The 23194-nt window shown below is 70.2% G+C and carries 18 protein-coding genes and 1 pseudogene; 12 read left to right on the top strand and 7 right to left on the bottom strand.

Translation table 11 applies throughout. From position 1 onward, the window contains the following. Positions 1 to 151: 151 nt before the first annotated feature. The 3 genes from EXU48_RS01010 to EXU48_RS01000 are packed head-to-tail and all read right to left on the bottom strand — an operon-like array spanning position 152 to position 9808. Complete coding sequence (locus EXU48_RS01010) at positions 152 to 1213, bottom strand: AraC family transcriptional regulator (protein ID WP_133105715.1); 1062 nt, start codon at positions 1211 to 1213, stop codon at positions 152 to 154. A gap of 58 nt (positions 1214 to 1271) precedes the next feature. After that, on the bottom strand, positions 1272 to 8771 hold the full coding sequence (locus EXU48_RS01005; RefSeq protein WP_133105714.1) for a DUF5979 domain-containing protein: 7500 nt from the start codon (positions 8769 to 8771) through the stop codon (positions 1272 to 1274). After that, positions 8768 to 9808, bottom strand: a complete 1041-nt coding sequence (locus EXU48_RS01000; protein ID WP_133105713.1) for a TIGR00341 family protein — start codon at positions 9806 to 9808, stop codon at positions 8768 to 8770. Before EXU48_RS01000 ends, EXU48_RS01005 begins: the two co-directional genes overlap by 4 nt. A gap of 255 nt (positions 9809 to 10063) precedes the next feature. On the opposite strand from EXU48_RS01000, the gene EXU48_RS00995 reads away from it, so the two are divergent. The 7 genes from EXU48_RS00995 (at position 10064) to EXU48_RS00965 (ending at position 14192) form a co-directional block, all read left to right on the top strand. After that, positions 10064 to 10414: a PadR family transcriptional regulator gene (locus EXU48_RS00995; protein ID WP_133105712.1), complete on the top strand. Its 351-nt coding sequence runs from the start codon at positions 10064 to 10066 to the stop codon at positions 10412 to 10414. 2 nt (positions 10415 to 10416) lie between these two features. Further along, positions 10417 to 10794, top strand: coding sequence for a DUF1048 domain-containing protein (locus tag EXU48_RS00990; protein ID WP_133105711.1), 378 nt, complete (start codon positions 10417 to 10419; stop codon positions 10792 to 10794). Beyond that, positions 10791 to 11618, top strand: a complete 828-nt coding sequence (locus tag EXU48_RS00985; protein ID WP_133105710.1) for an ABC transporter ATP-binding protein — start codon at positions 10791 to 10793, stop codon at positions 11616 to 11618. The genes EXU48_RS00990 and EXU48_RS00985 overlap by 4 nt, the downstream gene beginning before the upstream one ends. Continuing rightward, positions 11615 to 12379, top strand: coding sequence for an ABC transporter permease (locus EXU48_RS00980; protein WP_133105709.1), 765 nt, complete (start codon positions 11615 to 11617; stop codon positions 12377 to 12379). Before EXU48_RS00985 ends, EXU48_RS00980 begins: the two co-directional genes overlap by 4 nt. A 34-nt stretch (positions 12380 to 12413) precedes the next feature. Further along, positions 12414 to 12623, top strand: a complete 210-nt coding sequence (locus EXU48_RS00975) for a type II toxin-antitoxin system VapB family antitoxin (protein WP_133105708.1) — start codon at positions 12414 to 12416, stop codon at positions 12621 to 12623. Then, entirely contained in the window at positions 12620 to 13015 is a 396-nt protein-coding gene (gene vapC / locus EXU48_RS00970; protein ID WP_165962641.1) for a type II toxin-antitoxin system VapC family toxin, read from the top strand. The genes EXU48_RS00975 and vapC overlap by 4 nt, the downstream gene beginning before the upstream one ends. Positions 13016 to 13130: 115 nt before the next feature. Continuing rightward, complete coding sequence (locus EXU48_RS00965) at positions 13131 to 14192, top strand: LacI family DNA-binding transcriptional regulator (RefSeq protein ID WP_133105706.1); 1062 nt, start codon at positions 13131 to 13133, stop codon at positions 14190 to 14192. A gap of 6 nt (positions 14193 to 14198) precedes the next feature. Here EXU48_RS00965 and EXU48_RS00960 read toward each other — a convergent pair whose 3' ends face one another. Next, positions 14199 to 15233 (bottom strand): family 43 glycosylhydrolase, encoded by a 1035-nt coding sequence (locus EXU48_RS00960; RefSeq protein WP_235856768.1) that lies wholly within the window; start codon positions 15231 to 15233, stop codon positions 14199 to 14201. Positions 15234 to 15648: 415 nt separating this feature from the next. On the opposite strand from EXU48_RS00960, the gene EXU48_RS00955 reads away from it, so the two are divergent. From EXU48_RS00955 to EXU48_RS00945, 3 genes are read left to right on the top strand one after another with little or no spacing between them, the layout of a single operon-like run. Continuing rightward, complete coding sequence (locus EXU48_RS00955) at positions 15649 to 16512, top strand: ABC transporter permease subunit (RefSeq protein ID WP_235856767.1); 864 nt, start codon at positions 15649 to 15651, stop codon at positions 16510 to 16512. Next, positions 16509 to 17420, top strand: coding sequence for a carbohydrate ABC transporter permease (locus EXU48_RS00950; RefSeq protein ID WP_133105705.1), 912 nt, complete (start codon positions 16509 to 16511; stop codon positions 17418 to 17420). Before EXU48_RS00955 ends, EXU48_RS00950 begins: the two co-directional genes overlap by 4 nt. A gap of 45 nt (positions 17421 to 17465) precedes the next feature. Continuing rightward, positions 17466 to 19100 carry a type 2 periplasmic-binding domain-containing protein gene (locus EXU48_RS00945; RefSeq protein WP_133105704.1) on the top strand — a complete coding sequence of 545 codons (1635 nt, stop codon included), beginning with the start codon at positions 17466 to 17468 and terminating at the stop codon, positions 19098 to 19100. Between the two features lie 50 nt (positions 19101 to 19150). On the opposite strand, the gene EXU48_RS00940 is transcribed toward EXU48_RS00945, so the two are convergent. After that, positions 19151 to 20404: a nucleotide disphospho-sugar-binding domain-containing protein gene (locus EXU48_RS00940; RefSeq protein WP_133105703.1), complete on the bottom strand. Its 1254-nt coding sequence runs from the start codon at positions 20402 to 20404 to the stop codon at positions 19151 to 19153. A gap of 202 nt (positions 20405 to 20606) precedes the next feature. Here EXU48_RS00940 and EXU48_RS00935 point away from each other — a divergent pair, with 202 nt between their 5' ends. Further along, positions 20607 to 20999, top strand: a complete 393-nt coding sequence (locus EXU48_RS00935; RefSeq protein ID WP_133105702.1) for an AAA family ATPase — start codon at positions 20607 to 20609, stop codon at positions 20997 to 20999. A 129-nt stretch (positions 21000 to 21128) separates the two neighbouring features. Beyond that, positions 21129 to 21833, top strand: a pseudogene (locus EXU48_RS00930) (MerR family transcriptional regulator); the annotation flags it as partial. An 80-nt stretch (positions 21834 to 21913) separates the two neighbouring features. On the opposite strand, the gene EXU48_RS00925 reads toward EXU48_RS00930, so the two are convergent. Then, the gene (locus EXU48_RS00925) at positions 21914 to 22546 is read right to left on the bottom strand and encodes a dihydrofolate reductase family protein (RefSeq protein ID WP_133105700.1); all 633 of its coding nucleotides are present in this window, start codon (positions 22544 to 22546) and stop codon (positions 21914 to 21916) included. 99 nt (positions 22547 to 22645) lie between these two features. Then, positions 22646 to 23011, bottom strand: coding sequence for a DoxX family protein (locus EXU48_RS00920; protein WP_133105699.1), 366 nt, complete (start codon positions 23009 to 23011; stop codon positions 22646 to 22648). Positions 23012 to 23194: the final 183 nt, after the last annotated feature.

Below are 23194 nucleotides of genomic sequence, written 5' to 3'. Positions count from 1 at the left end.
CGGGCCCCCTGCCGATAGGCCCGCTGCGCAGAACGCGCGACGCGGGCCGGACCCGGCAAGTCTGGGCCGATCGGACCGGCGACCTGCCGGTTCCGCACGAAACGTCGCCCGCCCGCGCGCGAAGAGTCGTGGCGTCAGGCGGGCGGTCCGGCTACGCGCCCGGGGAGGGAGGCCGCGGGTCGGTGCCGCGAGTCCTCGCGGTCGGCCTCCGTTCGGCCGGTTTCGACGCGCCGGCACGGTACTCCCCGGGCAGCATGCCGACCTCGGCCCGGAACACCCGTCGGAACTGGTCCGGACCCCCGAACCCACTGCGCCGGGCGATCCCGGCCAGGTTCCGGTTCGGCCGGGCGATCAGGTACACCTTGGCCGCCTCGACCCGACGCCTGCGGATGACCCCCGAGACGGTCTCGCGGGAGCCTGCGAACGCCTCGTGCAGCGTCCGCACGCTCATGCCGAGCCCGCGCGCCACGCCGGACACGTCCAACGCCGGGTCCTCGAAGTGGACGTCGATGTAGGCGCGGGCCCGGGCCCGCGCGGCGGCCCGATGGTCGATCGGCGCCGCATCGAGCGCCATCACGCCGAGCACGAGCTCGCGAAGCGCGCCCTCGGCCCACCCCGCGGCGACCGCATCGAGGGGCAACGTCGGCGGGGTCATCAGCGCGTCGGCCAGCGCGTGCCCGGCACCGGCGAGCGGCACCATCCGGTGCAGCCCGGGCCGGACCAGATGCGGTTCAGGGTGCGGCATCCCGATCAGCGTGACGCTCGTCGCCTCGCCGACGTGGATCGCACACACGCCGTCCGGCGGGACGACGACGAGGTCCCCCGTCCGGAGGTCCGCGGTGGAGTCCGCGGTGGAGTCCTCTGTGACGACCCGCGCGCTGCCTTCGGCGACGTACAGCGTCACCGCCAGGTACCGGCGCGGGGCCTCGCCCGGGAACAACCGCAGGGTCACCGGGTCACCGGTGTACTGCGCCACCAGCGCCCGGGCGGACCGGTAGCCCCGCAGCCGGCGGCCGGCCCGGATCGCGGTGCCGGGATCACCGAGCTCGAGCGACCAGCCGTTGACCGGACGGAGCGCCCGCGACGCGACCTCCGGCCACGGGGCGCAGACCGCGCCGCCGCAGTGGCACTCCTCGTGCCACCGGACGGCGTCGCCGGACTCGACCGTCTCCGCCATGCACGCGGACATGGCACCGCCCGCCCCTGCGCCCATGCTGGCCGAGGCTACGGCGCGGGACCCGCGGGCGGGGCCGAACCGACTGTGACCCGGCTTACATCCCGGGGTGCCTCCCCGGCGTGCGGCGCCGTCGGGTCACCAGGTACGCCCCGGCCCCGACCAGCAGGAGTGCTACCGCGCCGAGCCAGCCGACGTCGGACCCGGTTCGCGGGATCTGCGGGTCCGGGGGCTGTGGTGCCGGCGGCGGCACCGGGTCGAAGGAGTTCGTGACCGTCACCAGCGCCTGGCCCGGTGCCGTGGTGTCACCCAGCGGCACCACCACGGTCTCGCCCTCGGTGGTGACCGCTTCGGCGCCCTCGACCTCGACCGTGACCGAGGTGCCGTCGGCGTCACCGGTCACCGTCTCGGTGAGTTCACACTGCGCACCCACGGGCAGGTCGTCGTAGGTCGCGACCAGGTCGTCGGGCGCCTGCAGCACCCGCACCGGACCGCCGGGGATCTCGAGATCGGTGGCGACGCCGTCGACCATCCACGTGCAGGCCAGGGTGACCTCGAACACGCCGTCGGAGCCGCTGGCGGCCCAGTCGCCGTCGACCACCTTGACCACCTCGAGGGAGGTGAGATCGAAGACGTTCGTGAGCGTGACGACCGCGATCTCCGGCTCCTCGCCGTCCCCGGCCGGGGGCACGATGATGATGCCGCCCTCGGGCTCGAGGACAGTGCTGGTCGCTCCCGCGGTCGCGGTCTCGGTGACGGCGCACTCGGCGCCGACCGGGAGGTCCTCGTAGAGCACCTGGGTGCCTGGCACGAGCTCACGCTCGGACCCGCCCGGGATCTCGACGGCCTCGTCGTCGAACGTGCACGCCAGCGCGACCTCGAAGGGTCCCGTTCCGTACAGGTCCGCGCCGTCGCCGTCGAGCAGCTTGTCGACTCCGATCGCGCCGAGGTCGAACGTGTTCGTCGCGACGATCCCGACGGCGGTCGGTTCGCCCTGGGCGTCGACGGGGGTCACCACGATCTCGGCGGTGGTGCCCTCGGCCTCCACCGGGTCCTCGCCGGGCTCGGTCACGGTCATCGAGGTGGCCGCGGCGTCGCCGTCGTCGGTCTCGGTGACCAGGCACGCCGCGCCGACGGGCAGGCCGTCGATGGTGGTCGTGGTGCCGGGCGTGATCGCCTGTTCGGCTCCACCCGGGATCGCGACGGGTTCGCCCTCGTAGGTGCACTCGACGGTCACCGTGAACGGCCCGTCGCCGTAGAGGTCGGCGCCGTCGCCGTCGACCACCTTGTCCAGCACGATCGAGCCGACGTCGAACGTGTTCGTCGCCGTGACCGTGACGATGTCACCGGAGCCGATCGTCACCTCGCTCGGCTCGACGACGCTGGACGTCGCACCGCCGTCGTCGGTCTCGGTCACCGTGCACACCGCACCGGTGACGAGGTTCGGGATCTGCGCGTCCAGCGGCCCGCCGGCGCCGAGGACCACCGTGTCCTCGAAGACCACCCGTGGCTCCCCCGGACCATCCCCGTCGTCGTCGAAGGTGCACTGCAGGGCGAGGGTGAACGGGCCGGCGCCGTAGATCTCGGCGCCGTCGCCGTCGACGACCTTGAGGAGGTCGAGCTGGCCGACGTCGTAGACGTTGGTCAACTCGATCGTGTTCCCGGTGGTGCCGTCGTCGGCGTCGGTCACCAACGTGACCGCAGTCGAAGGGCCGTCGGTCGTGACTGGCTCGGCGTCACCCTGTGTCACCGTGATCGTGACCGCGCCGGCGTTGCCGGTCCCGGTCTCGGTCACGGTGCAGACCGATCCGACCGGGAACCCGTCCAGGTGCACGGTCTCGCCGTCCTCGATCGTCACCACCATCGGGTTGAGCGGGCCGTAGCCCTCCGCGTAGACGGGTTCACCGAGGAACGTGCACTCGACGGTGACCTCGAACGGCCCGAACGGAACGGGCTGGCCCTCGTCGTCCACCGCGTCGGTGACGACGTCCTTCGAGATGTCGATGCCGGCGACCTCGTACCGGTTCACGGCCGTGATCGTGGTCGGTTGGGCCGGGTCCTCGCTCTCGATCGTCACGGTGCCGACGATCAGTTCGGTCTCGCCGTTGCTGCCGTCCTCGGTGATCGTGCACTCCGCGCCGTAGGGCAGGTCGGGAACGACGGTCGGGGCCGGAGGCGTCACGCTGATGGGGATCGGGTCCAGAACCGTCTCCACCGGGGTCCCGACGGCGGAGGTGCACTGGACGAACAGCAGGAAGGTCTCGGGTGCCTGATCCGCGGCGGGACCGACGACGAGCTTGGCCACGGCGAGGGATCCGGACGCCGTCGCGACGCCAACCTTGGTGCCTTCGGTCGGCAGCAGCGGGAACTCGGTGCCGTTGTTGACGACGACCCCGGACACCGCCGCGGAGTTCCAGGCGATCGAACGGTCGCCCGCGTCGGGGACCTGTGGCGGGGTGGTCGTCGTGGCGTCCAGCTCGATGAACTCCCCCGGCTCGAACAACGCCTCCTCGGCGAACGTGACCACCGTCTTCAGCGCCGTCACGGCCGCCAGATCCGCCGGATCCGTGTCCGCCGTCAGCTGCACCCACCCGGTCGTCGGGTCGTCGGTCGGGCACGGCTGGTTGATCGGATCGGTGAGGTCGTCCATGCAGTAGTCGTCGACCGTCGAGTAGTAGTGCGTCGCCTCCGCGCCCTCCGGGGCGTCGACGAGCTGCGGCACCGAGGCGACGGAGGTCAGCGGCTCCCACTCCGACCCGCGCGGGGAGTCCGCGAACGAACCCGTATCGCCCGGTGTCGGCAGCCGGTCGTAGAGGACCAATTGGTTCATCGGCAGGTTACCGACATTGTCGACGTGGATCCGCCATGTCTCGTCGTGCCCCGGGATGATGACCGGCGTGCACGGGTAGGCGTAGAAGCCGTTGGCGTCCGGTACGCACTCGACGTCCTGGTTCGGAGCAGCCGGGTCGATCATGACGTCGAGCTCGTCGCCGTCGGTGGCCCGCACGTACTTCGACTGGGCCAACACCGCGGACGGCACCGTGGTCACGTCCGAGTCGGCCTCACAGGCGCCGGTGTCCGGGTTCAGGCGGGTCACACACTCGTCCCAGGGACGGTCGGCGGTGACCCCCGCGGTGTTCTGCACCAGGGCACCCGCTTCGAGGCCTAGACGGAACTGGACCTGGACTGTGATGACGTAGGACTGGCCCACCTCGAGCACCGTGCCCGTGGGGAAGGAGAACGTGAGCGACTCGATGTCGCCGACCTGCACGACCGTCACCTCGTCGGCGTCGGTCGGCAACGGGTCGCCGTTCGCCGGATCCGGCGGGTCACCGGCGAGCTCGTAGGAGAACGGCTCGGGGACGTCCGCGAGCACCAACTGACCGCCCGCGGCGTCGGTCGGCATCGGGTCGGTGACCACCAGGTCGAAGATCGGCCGGTTGCCGGTGTTCGTGACCGTGATGTTCATCGGGAACACCGCGGCCGGCGGTTGGGTGCCACCGGTGACCACGCCGTCGAAGTCCTTGACGATCTCGACGCCGTTCGTCGCATGCACGTACACGATCTGGGCCGGTGCCTCGTCGGCGGCCGAGACCGGGACCAGGTCACCGGTGTCGGGGTCGACCACAAGGTCCGCGCCGGTGACCGTGCCCTGCACCGTGTTGCTGGTCACGCCGGGCGCGGTCTCACCGGGCGCGGGCGGATTCCCCTCGAGGTCGGTCAGGACCGGGCCGCCGGTCCGCATCTCCTCGCGGCGCTCGACCGAGATCGGGATCGCCTGCACCGGGGTGGCAGGGTTCTCCCAGATCGACCCGTCCGTGCGGGTGAACGTGAACCGCAGGCCCTGGACGTCCTCCGGCGCTACGCCGTCCGGCAGCGCGAACGTCGCGGACGGCTCGCCGTCCGCGCCCTCCCACGCACCTCCGACGACCGACACCCCGCCGGGTCCCGCGACGAACGTGCCGCCGGTGTAGGCCTCCACCAGCACCTGCTGGATGGGCGCCGTCAGCGTGGCGCCGTCGAAGCCGACGAAGTCGTAGGAGTTCCAGAACTGCGGGTCGCTGTCCTCGATCACCATCTCGACGGCGCGCGAGGGTCCGACCGGTTGGCCGGTGAGCGTCATCGTCACCGGGCCGGTGCTCGGCTCGACGATTTGGGCCGGTTCGAACGACTTACCGACCACGATGTCGATGCCGGCGACCTGCAGCGGCATCTCGGCGTCGTCCCAGGCCAGCCGGACGTCTTCGCCCGGGATGCCGCCTGGGTCGTCGATTGTCGCGACGGCGCCGTTGGGAACCGGGTTGGTGTCGACATCGATCGTGCCGCCGTCGCCGTAGATCGGATCGGTCGTGTAGCGGTCCGCCACCCGCAGTTGCAGGATCAGGTCCATGCTTCCCGTCGCCCCGGGCATCACGAGCCCCTCGTAGGCGACCTCGACGCCGACCACGTCCACCAGATCCGCCGCGGTGAGCGCCTCCGCTGCCGCCTCGTCGAACTGTTCCGTCGTGCCACCGATGGAGGTGAGCGTCACGGTCGTGGACGTCGCACCCTCGGGCGGAGTCAGGGTGATGCCGGTGAGATTGAACACGTCGAAGGGCGAGGTGCCCTCACCCGTCTGGACGTCACCTGAGTCCGGTACACCCGGCTCCACGAGACGCAACTGGTCGACCTTGGCCGCGGAGGCGTTCGTCCCGGTGATCGTGACGGTCGTGGACGGGTACGCGTCGGCCGGGGTGTCCGGCGGCGGCACCGAGATCGGCCCGCCGGTCCAGTCCTTGGCCACGGTGACGTTCAGGGGCTGGTCGATGATCAGCACGTTGTCGTCGTCGACGTCGGTGTAGTCGACGCCCTCGAACGTCCCGGTGGCACGGGCGGTGTTGTTGACCAGACCGGGGTCGTCCGTGTTGTAGATGGTGCCGTTCGTGGACCCGAGGACGGGTTCGGTCGGCGCTCCGCGGCGGTAGTCGCGGACCTCGAAGGTGAGGTTCAGGTGCCGCCCGTCGGCCTGGGTGGACCGGGCCACGCCGTCACCCGGTTGCGGAGCGAGCGGGTCGTCGGTGCCCCGGTTCTCGGACTCCGAGTAGGTCAGGCGCACGGCCGTGGCGTTCGGCTGCTCCAGGTCGGGGTCGAGGGTGTAGCCGGGGAAGGAGCCGTCACACGGGCACGGGTCGCCGAGGGCGGGCACCCAGGCGCCGTCGATGAACAGCTCGACGCCGGTGATCCGGTCGTATCCGATGAGCGGGTCGACGGAGGTGTCGATGGGCTCCACGCGGACCAGGTCGAACGCGTCGTAGAAGGACTCCTCGATCGGGGTGTCCTCCGGGTCGGCGATGTCGGAGATGACCATCGGGTCGACGCCGGAGAAGCCGCTCGTGGACCAGGTGAGCTGTGCGGTCACCTGGTCGTCCGACCGCGCCAGCACCGACACGGGCGGGTCGCCGAGGAACGTCTTGTCCATGAAGTCGAGGCCGGTGCCGTCACCGTCGACGGGGAACGGGTCGACCTCGGCGCAGCCCACGGCCGGTTCCGTCTCCTCGACCGTGTCCGAGGAGGCGCTCGACGCGCCACAGTTGGTCAGCGGGTCGTCCTGGGTGGCCGGGCCGGTGAACTCGGCGACGAAGTTCGGCTGGAACTGGGTGCCCGGCGGGAACCCGTCACCGGTCGAGTCGTACACGAACTGCACGCCCTGGGCGTCCGCGGGCAGGTCGCAGCTGACGGTCATCGGGCCGGTGTACGGGCCGCAGTCGGTGGCCGGGACCCATGCGGTCCCGTCCCAGTAGTTGATCGTCAGGGTGGAGCCGGCCGGGACGTCGGTGCTGCGCACCTCGGTGGCGACGAAGTGGTCCCAGAAGTCGGTCGGGTTGCTCGGGTCGGCGGGGTCGGAGATCACGATCTGGTCGGCATTCGTGGTCGACCCGTCAGGCCCGAACGGCAGGAGCTGGGTGGGCAGTTGCACGATGACGCTCTGGCCGGGAACCGCCGGGATGGTCGACGGCGAGATCACCTTGGTGGTGTCGGTCGCCAGCCGGTCGATCAGGGTGACCAGGTCGGCCGAGGCCGCCGCGTCGGCATTCGGAACCTCGGCCGCGATCGTGTTGGGGTGGGTGACGTCGTCGGGGTCCTGGTCCGGGTCGGTGTCGGCGGTGAACGGGATCGTGGCCGCCGCGCCGCTCACGATGTCGCCGGTGAACTCGACGGTGAACCCGACGACGACACAGTCGGGCGGCGGGTTCGGCAGCGTATTGACGGTGGTGGTCTCCTGGCTCGGCATCGCCCCGTCCGCACAGGTGAAGGTGACGGTCGCCGCCGTCGCACCGGTCGGCCAGGTGACGCCGGTCCCGTCGCCGTCGGGGCCGAACCCGGTGAACGTCAGCGGGTCGGCTCCCTCGAACGGGCTGTCGGTCCCGGGCGCGGGTTCGCTGATCGTCATCGAGGTGACGGCCGTCCCGGTGTTCGTCGCGCCCAGGGTCACGGTCGTCGGGTCACCGGCGCTGACGGTGGCCGGGTCGAAACTCTTGGAGGCCTCGACGGAGTTGTTCGGTGGGGTGATCACGTAGGTGTCGGACGCCGTCGTCGGCGTCGACTCGTCCGTACCGTGGGTGACGTAGGACGAGGTGTCGTTGGTGACGGTGGTGACCTCGGTGAGGTCCTCGACGGCGTCGCTCTGCTGCACCTGCACCGGGATCGTCGCGGTCGCGCCGGGCTGGATGTCGCCGCTGAACGTGTACCGCACGCCCTGGACGTCCGCGGGGTCGACGGTGTCGTCGAGCGGCAGCCACTGCGTGCCGTCCCAGTACTCCTCGGTCACGGTGTCGGCGTTCGGTGGCATCGTGATGTCGCCGGTGCCGGTGTACTCCAAGAGGGTGAACGGGTTCGGGTCCGCGGTCGGGTCCACCGGGTCCTGGACGACGAGCGTGTCAACCGGGTCGTTGGAGGTGTTCGTCGCGCCCAGCGTCATGGTCGCGGCCGTGCCGGGAGCGGCGAGCGCACCCTCGGGCTCGATGGACTTGGTGGTCTCGGAGTCGAGGACCAGGGGCACCACCGGCACGATGTCGTCCGACGCCGATTGCTCGGTCGCGTTGTCGGAGACCACGGTGGCGGTGTTCGTGATCGGGACGCCGTCCGCGCTGTAGGGCAGGTCCGGGTCCACCTGCGCGGTGATGAGGATCTGGACCTGACCCCCGTTCGCGACGCTGTCCGCCGTGTAGGTCACCGTGTCGGCGTCGGTGTCGGCGACGAGTTCGCCGCCGGTCGCACCGGCCTGGCTCTGGATCGAGGCGCTGACGAGTTCCAGGCCGTCGGGCAGCGGATCGGTCAGGGTCGTCGGCACGCAGGGGTCGGCGTTCGGGTCCGAACAGGACACCGTGACGAACCACAGCACCTGATCACCCGGCTCATACGGTCCCGTGCTCGCTTCGACCTTCTGGATGCCCCAGGTGGCCGCGAAGGCCGGCAGCGCGGGCACGAGGGTGAACGGCACCACGAGGAGGGCCGCGACCAGGCCGGCCCAGGTCAACCGCAGGCGGCGTCGGCGCCGGTCGGCGCCCGGTCTGCTCGCACTGGTCCGACTGGTCGTTCTGCCCGATCGATCGATCATGATTCGACCCTCTCCCCCACGGTATGGACGACGATGACCCGGGGCTCCCAAGGCACGAGACTATCGACCTGCTCCTGTAACGGCGCGGCGTCCGGCAGGTCACCAGGGCTGCGCACCTCGACCACCAGGTCCTGACCGAGCCAGGAGACGTCCTCGATGACGGCCTCGTCGACACCCCGGACCCACTCCTGCGCCGCGGCACTGGCCTGGCGCAGCCAGAGGTCGGCGAGCACGGCCTGGACCGAGTTCGCGATCATCGGGATCGCGACGGCCAACACCGCGACGAGAGCCACAAGCGTCGTCGCGTGCCGCCGTCGGGCCTCGGCCGCGCGCCGCGCCGCGCGCGCCTGCGCGCCGTACCCGACGGCCGAGAAGACCACGGTGGCCGCGACCACGAGCGCGACCGCGTTGGACGCGAAGAGCAGGAGCGCGCCCGCGGCGAGGGCGGGCTGGCCCACGCCGAGGCAGACGCCGACGACCCCGAGCGGCGGGACCAGCGAGATCGCGATCGCGATGCCCGGGAGGATGTCCCCGAGGTCCCGCCGGGTCAGCGCGATGGCGCCCGCGAACCCGGTGGCGAACGCGGCGACGAGGTCGCCGACGCCGGGCGCCGTCCGCCCGGTGACCTGCGAGTTGTCGGCGACCCCGGTCGTGGCAGGCAGGACGAGCGTGACGAGCAGACCGAGCACGACCACGAGGGCCACGCCACCGAGGACGTACGCCACCGATCGCAGGATCGCCGAGCGCTCACCGGTGACGATGCCGAGACCGATCCCGAGGATCGGGGTGGACAGCGGCGCGATGATCATCGCGCCGATCACGGTGGCCGTGGAATCGGTCACCACGCCGGACACGGCGATGACGCCGGCGAGCACGAGCATCACCCAGAACGCGGACCGCTTCGCCCTCGTGTCACCGCTGTCCAGGTCGAGCTTGTCGGCGACCACGGTCCAGTCGCGGCGCTGGGTCGGCGGCACCAGGGCGTCGACGAGCCGGCGCGGGTGCGGCGCGGTCGTGTCGACGGCCGGTGTGCTCATCGGTGGCTCCTCGCGCTCGCGGCGGACGGGCCGCCCGCTCGCTGCAACGACCTCGACAGAGAGCCGTCGCGCGTTTCACGGTAAGGAATCCGACCGAGGTCGGGCATCACCCCCCGTGGGTGAGCGAGCGATCTGCTCACCTGCGCACCGCGCCGTAGAGCTCGGCGACAACGCGGTACTCAGTGTTGCCACCTAGCAGTACTCAGCGCTACTATCTACCAGTAGTCACCAACACTTAGTAGCAAAGGAATCCAGATGGGTCGACAGATGACCGAGATGCTCAAGGGCACGCTCGAGGGGATCGTCCTCGGGATCCTGGCCGTGCGGCCGGCCTACGGCTACGAGATCACGGCACGGTTGCGCGAGCAGGGCTTCGCCGACATCGCCGAGGGCACCATCTACGCGCTCCTGGTCCGGATCGAGCAGCGCGGGATCGTCGACGTCGTGAAGGTCCCGTCGGAGAAGGGACCACCGCGCAAGGTCTACTCCCTGAACGCTACGGGCCGAGAGGACCTGGAGGAGTTCTGGGGCACGTGGAGCTTCCTCGCCGAACGGATCGAACAGCTCCACCACCACATCCAGCACCCACCCGCAGAAGGAGACTGATCATGGTCGCGAAATGGATCGAGACCCTCACGGGATCGCTCGAGCAGAAGAAGCAGTACCGACAGTACAAGGCGCGCATCGAGGGCCTCCCGGAGCCCTACCGCAGCGCCGCGAAGGCGTTCGAGCGGTACTTCATGGTCTACGGAGGCATCACCGACGGCGAAACGATCGTCACGATGTTCGGCGATTTCGCCGACCTCTGGGAACGGGCCGCCGTCGACGGCACGTCGGTGCGGACCATCGTCGGCGATGACCCGGTCGGTTTCGCCGAGGACTTCGCCCGCGCCTATACGGCCACGCAGTGGATCGACAAGGAGCGCACCCGCCTGACCAAGGCGATCGACGCCGTCGCTGGCGGTGGACCGGAGGCCGACACATGACCGCTCAGGCGACCCGCGAGCCCGCCATCCGGGTGCGGGGCATCGAGAAGTCCTTCCAGGACCTGCCCGTGCTGCGGGGCGTCGACCTCGACGTGGAGGCGGGCAGCATCGTGGCGCTGCTCGGCTCGAACGGCGCGGGCAAGACCACCCTGGTCCGTATCCTCTCGACGCTGTCGAGACCCGACGCGGGCACCGCGACGGTGAACGGCATCGATATGGGGGCGAATCCCGGGCGGGTCCGCGAATCGATCAGCCTGACCGGCCAGTTCGCGGCGGTCGACGAGGTGCTCACCGGACGGGAGAACCTGGTCCTGATCGCGAGGTTGCGGCACCTGCGCAACCCGGGGGCGATCGCCGACGACCTGCTCGCCCGCTTCTCACTCACCGACGCCGGCGGTCGCCGGGCCGCGACCTACTCGGGCGGCATGCGCCGTCGGCTCGACATCGCGATGAGCCTGATCGGCGACCCTCCGGTGATCTTCCTCGACGAGCCGACCACCGGGCTGGACCCCCAGGCGCGCATCGAGGTATGGCAGACCGTCAAGAAGTTGGCCGACGGTGGCACCACGGTCCTGCTCACGACCCAGTACCTCGACGAGGCCGAGCAGCTCGCCGACCGGATCGCCATCCTGCACCGGGGCACCATCATCAGCAGCGGCACGCTCGACGAGCTCAAGCGGCTGCTCCCGGCCGTCGAGGTCACCTACGTCGAGAAGCAGCCCTCCCTCGAGGACGTGTTCCTCGCCCTCGTCGGTGAGCCGAGCGAGACCGACACCGCCGATAGCTCCGACCGGAGCGCGACCACTCAGAAGGGGTCCCGATGACCGCCCACGCCGTTGGCGATACCGGCGTCCTGACCGGCCGCTCGCTGCGGCACATCCTCCGTAGCCCCGACACGATCGTCACCACGGCGGTCACACCCATCGCGCTGATGCTGCTGTTCGTGTACGTGCTCGGCGGTGCGATCACCACCGGATCCGACGGGTCCTATATCGACTACCTGCTCCCCGGCATCCTGCTCATCACGATCGCGTCCGGCGTCGCCTACACCGCCTACCGGCTGTTCCTCGACCTCAAGGGCGGAATCTTCGAGCGCTTCCAATCCATGCCGATCGCCAGGTCGAGCGTGCTCTGGGCGCACGTGCTCACGTCCCTGGTCGCGAACCTGGTCTCGGTCACGATCGTCGTCGGCGTGGCCCTGGTGATGGGGTTCCGCACGGAGGCATCCGTGGGCGCCTGGCTGGCCGTCGCCGGGATCCTGGTCCTGTTCACCCTCGCGCTGACCTGGCTCGCGGTGATCGCCGGCCTCTCCGCGAAGACCGTCGACGGCGCCAGCGCGTTCAGTTACCCGCTGATCTTCCTGCCGTTCATCAGTTCGGCGTTCGTCCCGACCGACTCGATGCCTGGCCCGGTCGCGTGGTTCGCGGAGAACCAGCCGGTGACCTCCATCGTCGACACGATCCGAGCGCTGTTCGCGGCGGAACCGGTCGGCGGAGATATCTGGGTCGCCCTCGCCTGGCTGGTCGGCGTTCTGGCGGTCGCCTACGCCGTCGCGATGTCCATCTACCGACGTCGGATCGGCTGAGACACCGCGACCCATCGAAGTGTATGATTGGTGTATGGCACGCACAAACATCGAGCTCGATGACGCCCTGGTCGCCGAGGTCATGCGCCGCTACCGGGTGCGGACCAAGCGCGAGGCGGTCGACCTCGCCCTGCGGCGCTTGGTAGGGCCGGTCATGACCCGTCCGGAGATGCTGGCGCTCGAAGGGAGCGGGTGGGAGGGCGACCTGACGGCGATGCGCGCCGACCGCGTGGAGCGCGAGTGATCCTCGTCGACACGTCGGTGTGGATCGAGTTCCTCCGCGGAACGGCCTCCACTGCGACGGCGTTCGTGCGTGATCGCCTCGGTAGCGACCTGGCGACCACCGAACCCGTGCTGATGGAAGTTCTCGCCGGAACCCGTCGGGGGGCACAGACTGAGCAGGTCGAGCGACTTCTGCTCAGCCAGCATTGGCTACGGGTCGATCCGACCGTCGACTACCGGGGCGCCGTAGAGGTGTTCCAGCATGCGCGCGCCGCCGGTCACCAGCCGCGCGCACTCCAGGACTGCCTGATCGCCGCGGTCGCGCTCCGCCACGGCGCAACCCTCGCGCATCGGAACGACGACTACGAGCGCCTCAGCAGCGCGGTGGGCCTCACCGTCCTGGACCTCCGGTAGCGCCAGGAATGATGCCCGGACCACGATCAGCTCCGGACGCGCTGGCACAGCCGACCGCCGCTCGGAGCCTCTACGATCGGAGCCGTGTATGTGAACCGAGGCTCGGACGCCTCCCGTGCCCGGTAGCAGCGGCCGGGTGCGCCTCTCCGACGTGGCCGCACACGCCGGCGTCTCGGCGAAGACGGTTTCCAACGTCCTGCACAACCACCCCCACGTGAGCGCGGAAACCCGCGCGAAGGTCGAGGCCTCCCTGGCGACCCTCGGCTACCGAGTGAACCTCTCCGCGCGCGCGCTCGCGAGCCGGCAGACCGGCTTCATCGCTCTGGCCATCCCCGGACTCGACAATCCGTACTACGCGCAACTGGCCAGTCACGTCATGGACGCGGCGGCCGAGCACGACTGGATGGTGCTGATCGAGCAGACCCGCTCCTCCGTGGATCTCGAGCGCGCCGTCGTCAGCGGCGGGGGCGCGCGCCTGGTCGACGGCGTGATCCTGCAGCCCGATGCCATCAGCCAGGCCGAGCTGAGCGACCGGTTCGCCCACCAGAACCTCGTCCTGATCGGCGAGGGTGGCGCCACGGCGTCCTCGGACCACGTCACCACCGACGCGGTGGCGGCAGCGCGTGCCGTGGCCGCGCACCTGATCGAGCAGGGCCGGACGCGGATCGCGACGATCGGCATCCAGCCGCAGATGCGTGCGAACGCCTCGGAACTGCGGTACCGCGGGCTCTGCCAGGCGCTCGATGCGGCGGGACTGCCGGTGCGCTCCGAGTACCTGGCCCCCGTGGACCGGACCCGTCGGCCCGAGGCCGCGGCCGCCGTCGACCATCTCCTCGCGCTACCGGAACCGCCGGACGCCATCCTCTGCTTCAACGACCTGGTGGGCAGCGGCGCACTCGCGCGCCTTCGCGAACGCGGGATCGCCGTGCCGACCGAGATCGCCGTGGCCGGGTTCGACGACAACGAGGAGTCCCGGTTCACCGCACCGCCGCTGACCAGCGTGTCGTGGGACCTGGAGGGGCTCGCTCGTCGATGCGTGGACCGGCTTCTCGCCCGCTCGCGACCGGGCGGCGCGGACCTGCCCCCGGTTCGGTCGGTGGTCAGTCACCGCCTCGCGGTGCGCGAGAGCACCGTGGGCCAGCTCGCGGTGGACGAGGACGCCGCACTGCAGGCCTGAGCAGCCTCACGTGGACTGGCTCAGCCGCGGCCGGTCCCCGTCCCAGTGGATCTCGGTGGCAGCCAGGAAGTTGGTGCGCCCCCGGGTGTCGTTGCCCTGGAAGAACAGGTACGTCCGGCCGTCGTCGTCGGTGAACGCTCCCGGGTGACCACTCTCGGAGGAGTTCCAGGAGCCCGGCTCACCGTTCGGGAGGAACGGCTCCGTGGTTCCACGGGTCCACCGGACACCGTCCTCGCTCACCGCGTAGCCGATCTGCTGGGGCTCGTTGTTGTAGCCGCCGGCGTAGAACATGACCAGCTGCTCGCCGCGCCGGACGAAGGCCGGCGCCTCGATGCACTCCAGCTCCCACGGCAGCTCGGGGGCTAGCGCCGGTGCGTCCAGGCTCAGGTCCCGCCAGGCCGCGGCCCCGAAGTCGCTGTCGAGAGGAGCCGCCGCCACGCCCAGCATCTGCACCCTCATCTGCGGGTCGCGCGTGGCGTAGGCGAGCAGGAGGCGGTCGCCGTCGACGACCACGTCGGCATCGATCGCTCGGCCGCAGTTCCAGGACCCGGTGGGCCGGAAAACAGGGTTCGTCGCGTCCCGAATGAAGGTCACCCCGTCCTGCGACCACGCATGACAGATCGCATCCAGCGGGCCGTTCCCGTAGCTCTGGTAGAAGAGGTGGACGACCCCGTCGAGCACGACGGCGCCCGGGGCGGCCAAACCACGGGCCTCGGCATCGCCCGACGGGCGGAGCCGCCCCGCGAGGGTCCAGGTCCGCAGGTCGTGGCTCTCGGCGATGCCGACGTGCCACCCGCGCTGGGCACTCGGCTCCTCGGGCGGAAGCGTGAAGTACATGAGGTAGCGATCGCCCAAGCGGATCACCGACGGGTCCTTCGAGAACGGCGTGCCGTCGGCCCGGTCGACGGCCCAGGGCGTGCCGAGCAACTCGGCCGACGGGGTCGGTCCGGCCGGCGCGGTGGTAGGCGCGATCGGGGTCGCGGCCGGTGGGTGGGTCATGGTGGCGTTCTCCTCGTCGGGAATGGGGGCAAGGTCAGACACCGTCAACCTTACAGCGCTGAATGGCAGTCCGGTCAAGGCGGCCCGATCGGCCGTGATCGAGTCGGCTCGCCGACGTGGGCGCACCGATGCCCCGATCGACCACAATCTCTGTGAGTGATGTATTTCCAACGGTCTTGCACGGTCCTACGCCACTGATCGCCTCTGGGTGAGGCGGCGGGCCCAACGCTTGACACGACAACGCACCTGTGCGGATACTCCTCATGTTACAGCGCTGAGATAGTCGATGGAGTCAAGCGTGAGCCACACCGATGTCGCAACCGGCGACACCTCGTCGAGACCCGTCGGACTCGACCGCACCACAACAGGGATGTCCTCTGGTGCCCCGCGGCCGTTTCTGCGCAGGCGCAGAAACCCGTGGTACTCCCGGCTGATTCGCGACCGGGCCCTGCTGGTGATGGCACTGCCCGGAATGGCCCTGCTCCTGCTGTTCCAGTACCTCCCCCTGCTGGGCAACGTCATCGCGTTCCAGGCCTACGTCCCGTTCCTGCCGTTCGGTCAGAGCCCCTGGGTCGGCCTGGACAACTTCGCGGTGATCTTCAACGGCGACCCGGCGTTCGTGAACGCGCTCCGGAACACGCTGGTGCTGACGCTCGTCCAGGTGATCCTGGTGTTCCCGGCCCCGATCGCGCTCGCACTGCTGCTGAACAGCCTGCTCTCGGAGCGCATCAAGCGGGCCGTGCAGTCCGTGCTGTATCTGCCGCACTTCCTCTCCTGGGTGATCGTCGTCGCGGTGTTCCAGCAGGTGCTCGGCGGCTCGGGGATGATCAACAACTTCCTCCGCACACACGGCGCGGACACGTTCTCGATCATCGGCAACTCCGACCTGTTCGTCGGTCTGCTGACGAGCCAGGTGATGTGGAAGGACACCGGGTGGGCGACCATCCTGTTCCTCGCCGCGCTGTCCCAGATCGACGCATCGCTCTACGAGGCCGCGTCGATGGATGGCGCCTCGCGGTGGCGGCAGATGTGGCACGTCACCCTCCCGGGCATCCGGGGAATCATCGTGCTGCTGCTGATCCTGCGCCTCGGGGACTCCCTGACGGTCGGGTTCGAGCAGATCATCCTGCAGCAGGGGGGCGTCGGGCTCGCCGCCAGCGAGGTCCTCGACACCTACGTCTACAACAACGGCATCGTCGGTGGCCAGTGGGGCGTCGCGGCCGCGGTCGGGCTGGTGAAGGGCGCCGTCGGGGTCCTGCTCGTGCTCGGCGCCAACAAGATCGCCCATCTGCTCGGCGAGAACGGGGTGTACAAGTCATGACCGCTACGTCTGCTCGTCCGGCGCAGCGCCGCCGCCCGATCGATGCTCCGGGCGCACCCTCGCGCGCCGTCAAGGGCGTCGTCCTGATCCTGCTGTGCGCAGCGGTGATCCTGCCCTTCGTCGGGATCGTCTCCACCAGCCTCGCCGATCGAGCGCAGGTGAACGCCTCGGGCGGGTTCGTGCTGTTCCCGACCAGCGTCTCGCTCGACTCCTATCGGACCATCTTCGCCGGTGGCGTGGTCAGCCGAGCCATGGCCGTGAGCGTCGGGGTCACCGTCGTCGGCACGGCGATCAGTCTCGCGGTCTCGACCCTGCTCGCCTACGCCCTCAGCCGACAGGGCAGCTTCGGGCAGCGGCCCATGCTCATGCTGGTCCTGTTCTCCCTGCTGTTCTCCCCCGGGCTGATCCCGAACTACCTGGTGGTCAAGGAGCTCGGGCTCCTCAACAGCTACTGGGCGCTGATCCTGCCGACCGCGCTCAGCGCGTTCAACGTGATCGTGCTGCGCGCATTCTTCATGGGTATCCCGGCCGAACTGACCGACTCGGCCCGCATCGACGGCGCCGGCCACCTGACGATCTTCGCCCGGATCGTGCTGCCGCTCTCCAAGGCGGTGCTGGCCGTGATCGGCCTGTTCTACGCCGTCGGCTACTGGAATGCCTTCTTCAACGCCCTCATCTATCTCAACGACAGTGGGATGTGGCCGCTCCAGCTCGTCCTGCGCACCTACGTCATCAACAACACGGAGATGAGCGCCACCGACCTCGGCTCCGGCGTGGAGAATCTGCCCCCTCAGCCCTCGATCCAGATGGCGATCCTCGTGGTGACCATCGTGCCGATCCTCATCGTCTACCCGTTCCTGCAGCGCCACTTCGCCAAGGGCGTGCTCACCGGAGCGGTCAAAGGTTGATTCGTCGGCCGGCGCCGGCGCCGGTCCCATCAGAAGGGAACCACCATGTCCTTGTCACGTCGTACCTTCCTCTCCGCGGGGATCGGCGCCGCCGCCCTCATGGCGAGCGCCTCCTGCTCCTCGAGCACGACCCCGCCCGCAACCGGGGGTGGAGTCGCGGACGCGGGCGTCGAACTGCCCACCTACATCCGCTTCGAGGGAGTCACCGCCGACCTGCCGGGGACCGATGACGGCATCCCGGACACCTTCTTCTCCTACCCGGCGAACCCGCAGGCCGCCACGGATGGGCCGCCCGCCGACGGGTCCGCCATCCAGGGCTCGGTCCCGGTCAACAAGGCCGTGCCGCCGAGCATGGACCGCAACTCCTACTGGCAGGCGTTGAACGAGCGCATCGGGTCCGAACTGCGGCTCACGATCACGCCGGGAGCCGACTATCCCCAGCGGTTCGCCACCGCCGTGGCCGGCGACGGGCTCGGCGACGTGTTCACGATCGACATGAGCTTCGCCCAGCTGCCCCAGTTCCTCGCGGCGCAGTGCCAGGACCTCACCGAGTTCCTGTCCGGCGACGCCATCTCGGACTATCCGTTCCTGGCGAACCTGCCGACGGACTCCTGGCGGGGCACGGTGTACAACGGGGCGATCTACGGACTGCCGATCAGCCGGGGGGTGCAGTCCTCGGGCCTGCTCTACACGCGCGACGACCTGTTCGAGGCCCGCGGTGTCGACCCTCAGCCCGCCACCATCGACGACTTCGTGCAGACGTGCCGGGACCTGACCGACACGCGCGCGAACACCTGGGCCCTGACCAACGTGCCGATGGCGACGCTCCAGCAGATGTACGGGCTCCCCAACACCTGGGGGGTCGATGACGCGGGCGCCTTCAGCCACGCGATCGAGGCCGACGGATACAAGGCGGCACTCGAGCTGGGTCGCTCACTGGTGGCCGATGAACTGGTGCACCCGGACTTCGCCGATGCGACCGGCGCCGACGCCAAGGGCTGGTTCGGCGCCGGGTCGAGCGCGATCCACCAGGACACCTACTCGGCGATGGGCTCCATGTACGACGTCGGGAGCACCGCAGGCGAGGGCTACCTGGTCGGCTTGATGCTGACGCCGGGCGAGGACGGTCAGCCGGCGCCGTTCTGGCTGGGCAACCCGAACAACACGATCTCGGCGATCGCCAAGGGCGACGAGGCCCGGGTGCGGATGCTGCTCGAGGTCCTGAACTTCCTGGCCGCTCCGATCGGCACCGCGGAGCACCTGTTCCGCAAGTATGGTCTCGAGGGCGTGCACTACGACTTCGACGGCAACAACGACCCCGTCCTCACCGAACTCGGTGAGACCGAGGCGTCCGGCGGCACGTTCCCGATCGAGTACCTCATCGACGGGCCGCGGCCCAACTACTACCCGGGGCGGCCACAGGTCGCCCAGGACATCTACGACCACATGCAGCAGGTGATCCCCACCGGCGTGCGCAACCCGACCGTCGGCCTGTATTCGGCGACCCAGGGCACCGTCGGCGGCCGGCTCAACACGACGCTCAACGACGCCACGAACGCGATCCTGCTCGGTCGCGAGCCTGTCTCCTCCTGGGATGACGTCGTCGCGGACTGGCGCTCGGCGGGCGGCGACTCGATCCGCTCGGAGTACGAGGAGGGCTACGCCGCGGCCAACGGGTGAGCGGGAGGGCGGGACCTCGAACGTGCTTGAGCGGGCCGGCCCGGAAACGCTCACCCCCGGGCCTCCGCGTCCACGGCGCGCTCCTCGATGATCCGATCGATCACCCGAGCGCTCGCTCGGGCACCGTCCTCGTGATCGAACTCCGCCTCGACGCGCTCGGCGGCACGCCGGAACGTGGGCTCCTCGAGCAGGCGGAACACCGCGGCAGCGAGTTCCGGGCCACCGGCCTGCTTCGGGGTCAGGGCGAGCGCGTTGCCCTGCCGCACGCACACGTCCACGTTCCAGACCTGCTCCGGCTGCAGCCCCATGCCGACGAACGGGATCCCGGCCGCGCACGCGGTCTGGACCGTACCCTGGCCACCGTGCAGCACGGCCGCGTCGACGAGCCCGCCGAGCCGGTGCGCTGGGATCAGCCCGGTGACGTGCACGTTCGGCGGTAGCTCGTCGTCGTCGGCCAGGTAGTGCCGGATCGGGGCGATCACGTGGACCGGCAGGGTGCCGAGCCGGCGCGCGGCCGCGAGCGCGAGGCCCCGGTCCGCCGAGGACCCCAGGCCGAGGTACACCAGCGGTTCGGGTGCGGCGGCGAGCCGTTCGACCACCTCGGGCATCGGGGCGTCCAGGTGCGCGAAGATCGGACCGACCCGCTCGTACCCCGGCGGCAGCGTGTAGCCCTCGAGCTCGGCCGGCATCACCGTGAGCAGGTTGTGGTCGGCCTCGATCAGCGACACGATGTTGCGCAGCGGGGCAACCCCGTTCTCACGCGCCACCCGGACGAACGAGCGCGGCGCGAGCGGGGCGTGGGCATAGACCCAGCGCATGACAGCGGTCGCGATCGTGTCGATCGCCCGGTCCGCCGTGCCGGTACCCCGGACCAGCCCGAGCCGCTTCGACTGCTCCACCTGCGGCCGGGTCAGCGCGAACGGCACCGGGTAGATCAGCGGCACGTGTTCGGCCCGCGCCGAGATCATCGAGGTCGGGTTCGTCCCGATCACGACGGCGGCCGCTCGGGTCCGGCGGATGAGCGCGCGTTCGGCGCTGACTCGCTCGGAGACGAGTTCGTAGGTGAACGGATTGCGAAGCGTCTTGCCCTGGTCGAACCGCAGGGCCTGGTCGCGTTCGGCGGAGGTGAGCGCGGGTTCGCTCGGCCGGTAGTCGAAGCCGGCGTCGGTGATGAGGTCGGCGAAGTCGGTCTCGTAGCCCATGAAGACCGGGTTGTGCCGCGCATCGAGCGCGCGGGCGACCTCGATCGCGCGCGTCACCTCGGCCAGGTTGAACGTGATCGGACAGAAGATGACGATCGCCATGCGGTGTGCCTCCCTCAACGAGCCTACGACCCGGCCCGATCCGGACCGCACGCTCGGGACCGACCCCCGCTCCGCCGTCGGGCGTTCGATGCAGTGCGACTACCGTTGGCACGGTGACGATGCCACGGGTCCACCTGCTCTACGGGCTGGCCGGCTCGGGCAAGTCGACCCTGGCCAGGGCGCTGGCCGCCGAGGGGGCGCGGTGCGATTCACGCTGGACGAGTGGATGCTCCGCCTGTACCCCGGTCTCGGCTTCGACACACTCGCGTACGGCAGCCGGGCGGAGCAGGTGAAGGTGCTGATCTGGTCGGGGGCCGAGCAGGTCCTGGCCGCTGGTACGGACGTGGTGCTCGACTGGAACACCCGGTCGGTCGAGCGTCGCCGATGGGCGGTCGCGCGGGCTCGCGCCGCGGGCGCGGACGTCGTCCTGCACAAGCTCACGACGCCGGTCGAGATCGCCTCGGCGCGGGCTCGTGTCCGAAGCGCCACCGGCCGGGCGTTCGCCCATCCGGTCACCGCGGCCGGCAACGAGCACCTCGCCACGCTGATGGAGGAGCCGTCACCGGACGAGGGGATGCGCATCGTCGAGCTCTGACCCGGTCGCCGACGAGCGCCGGTCGCACCGCGGGACGACCGCCTCGGGACGCCGATCCCCTCTTGACCTTCGAGTCGACTTCAAGGTTTACCGTCGGGAAATGAAGATCTCGGAGTTGTCCGCGCGCACACCGGCGTGCCCGCGTCGACCCTGCGCTACTACGAGCACGAGGGTCTGCTCCCGGCGGACCGCGCCGGAAACGGATACCGCGTCTACGGCGAGGCCGCGGTGGACCGGCTCGCGTTCATCGCCCAGGCCAAGCACCTCGATCTCCCGCTGACAGACGTGCGCGAACTCGTCGCCGCCTGGGAGTCCGAGCCCTGCCACAGCGTCCGCGCCGCCTATCGCCCGATGCTCCTCCAGCATGCTGCGCGCGTCGACGAACGACTGACGGCACTCAAGACGCTGCAGTCGACGCTCGCGACCGCCGTCGACCGACTTGACGCGCTGCCCGACCGCGACGGTCCGTGCGACTCCGGCTGTGCCTTCCTCGACCGCCCGCCCGCCACGGTGCCGATGGCGGCCCTCTCGTCCCCGGGGCCGGTCGCGTGCTCGCTCGACGGCGGCGACTACGCCGCGCGGATCGAGGACTGGCACGCCCTGCTCGCGGGCGCCGCCCGCGAGGAGATCCCCGACGGCGTCCGGGCGACCCTGCCCGTGAGCGAACTCGGGCGGGCGGCCGCCCTCTCGGCCGCCGAGCACGGCTGTTGCGGCTTCTACTCGTTCCGCCTCGACCTTCACGGCTCGACGTTCGACCTCACCATCACCGCCCCACCGCAGGCCCGCGCGATGCTCGCCGACCTGCTGCCGACCGCCGAGGTCGTGGCGCGATGACACTGGCCCGTTCCATCGTCCTGTTCGCGGGCGCCGCCCTGCGGCTCTCCCGATAGCGGCTGACAGCCCGGGGCTCGACGTCAGGAAGCCCGCTTGTCGAACGTCAGGTGGGTGACGCCGCTCGGAGAGGACACGGCCTCGACGGCGTAGGTCTCCTCGAGGCCCTCCAGTCCGTCCCAGACCCGAACGCCGCGGCCGAGCACGATCGGCACCTGGACCAGGTGCAGGTGATCCACGAGCCCGGCGGTGACGAAGTCACGGACCACCGTGGCGCCGCCGCCGATCCGGACGTCCCGTCCACCCGCCGCCTCCGCGGCCGTCGCCAGGGCCTCGTCCGGGGTGGCGTCGAGGAAGTGGAACGTGGTGCCACCGTCCATCTCGATCGGCGGCCGCGGGTGGTGGGTGAGCACGAAGGTGGGCGTGTGGAACGGCGGGTTCGGGCCCCACCATCCCTTCCAGTCCGGGTCGTCCGGCCATCCGGGCGGGCCGAACTTGTTGGCACCCATGATCTCGGCCCCGATCCCGTCGCTGTGGCGGACGGCGAAGGCGTCATCGATCCCGGCGGTGCCGCCCTCGGCCCAGAAGCGGGTCGCGAACATCCACTGGTGCAGCCGCTCACCGGCATGGCCGAACGGCGCCTCCGCGGACTGCGGCTCGCCCGTGGCGAAGCCGTCGAGCGAGATGGACAGGTTGTGGACCCGTGTTCTGGACATCAGCGTGCTCCTCGGTCGGTGACGGTCCGCTGCCGTGCGTCCCGAGTCGTCAGACCCGGAGCGGCGGCGAATCTCATCGTTCGAGGACCGCACTCCGGGTCAGGCGACGAACAGGAAGCCCAGCGCGGCGGCGGCGACGCCCAGGACGAGCAGCACGACGGCAGGTGTCGCGCTCTCCTTCCGGCGTGCGTGCACGACGATCGCGCCCACCATGGTCAGCGCCAGACCAACGGCGGCGATGGGACTCAGGATCGGAGCGACGCCGGTCAGCACCGGCACCAGGACACCGACCGCCCCGACGACCTCCACGGCACCGATGGCCTTGACGGCGCGGGCGGAGAAGTCCTCGGTCCACGCCATCCCGGCGCCGGCCAGGCTCTGCTTCGATCGGATCAGCTTCATCGTTCCAGCCCCGAGGAACGCCAGGGCGAGCAGGGCGGCAACGACCCAGAAGGCAATGGTCACAAGGTTCTCCAGTCTGCCTCGGGCATGACGACCGACCCACCCAAGGCGAGGGCCACGGACGAAGGACGGGGCGCCGTCGTCCATTAGTTACGATTGGTTAGCAACCACATCATGGGTCACCATCACGAGGTCCACAAAAGGCACACGGATGTGCCGAAGGCGCCACCGGAAGGAACGGCATGG

This window comes from Occultella glacieicola (assembly GCF_004353825.1).
GTDB lineage: Bacteria > Actinomycetota > Actinomycetes > Actinomycetales > Beutenbergiaceae > Occultella > Occultella glacieicola.
The sequence above is the reverse complement of the archived record's forward strand: the minus strand, read 5'-3'. Positions and strand labels throughout refer to the sequence as shown.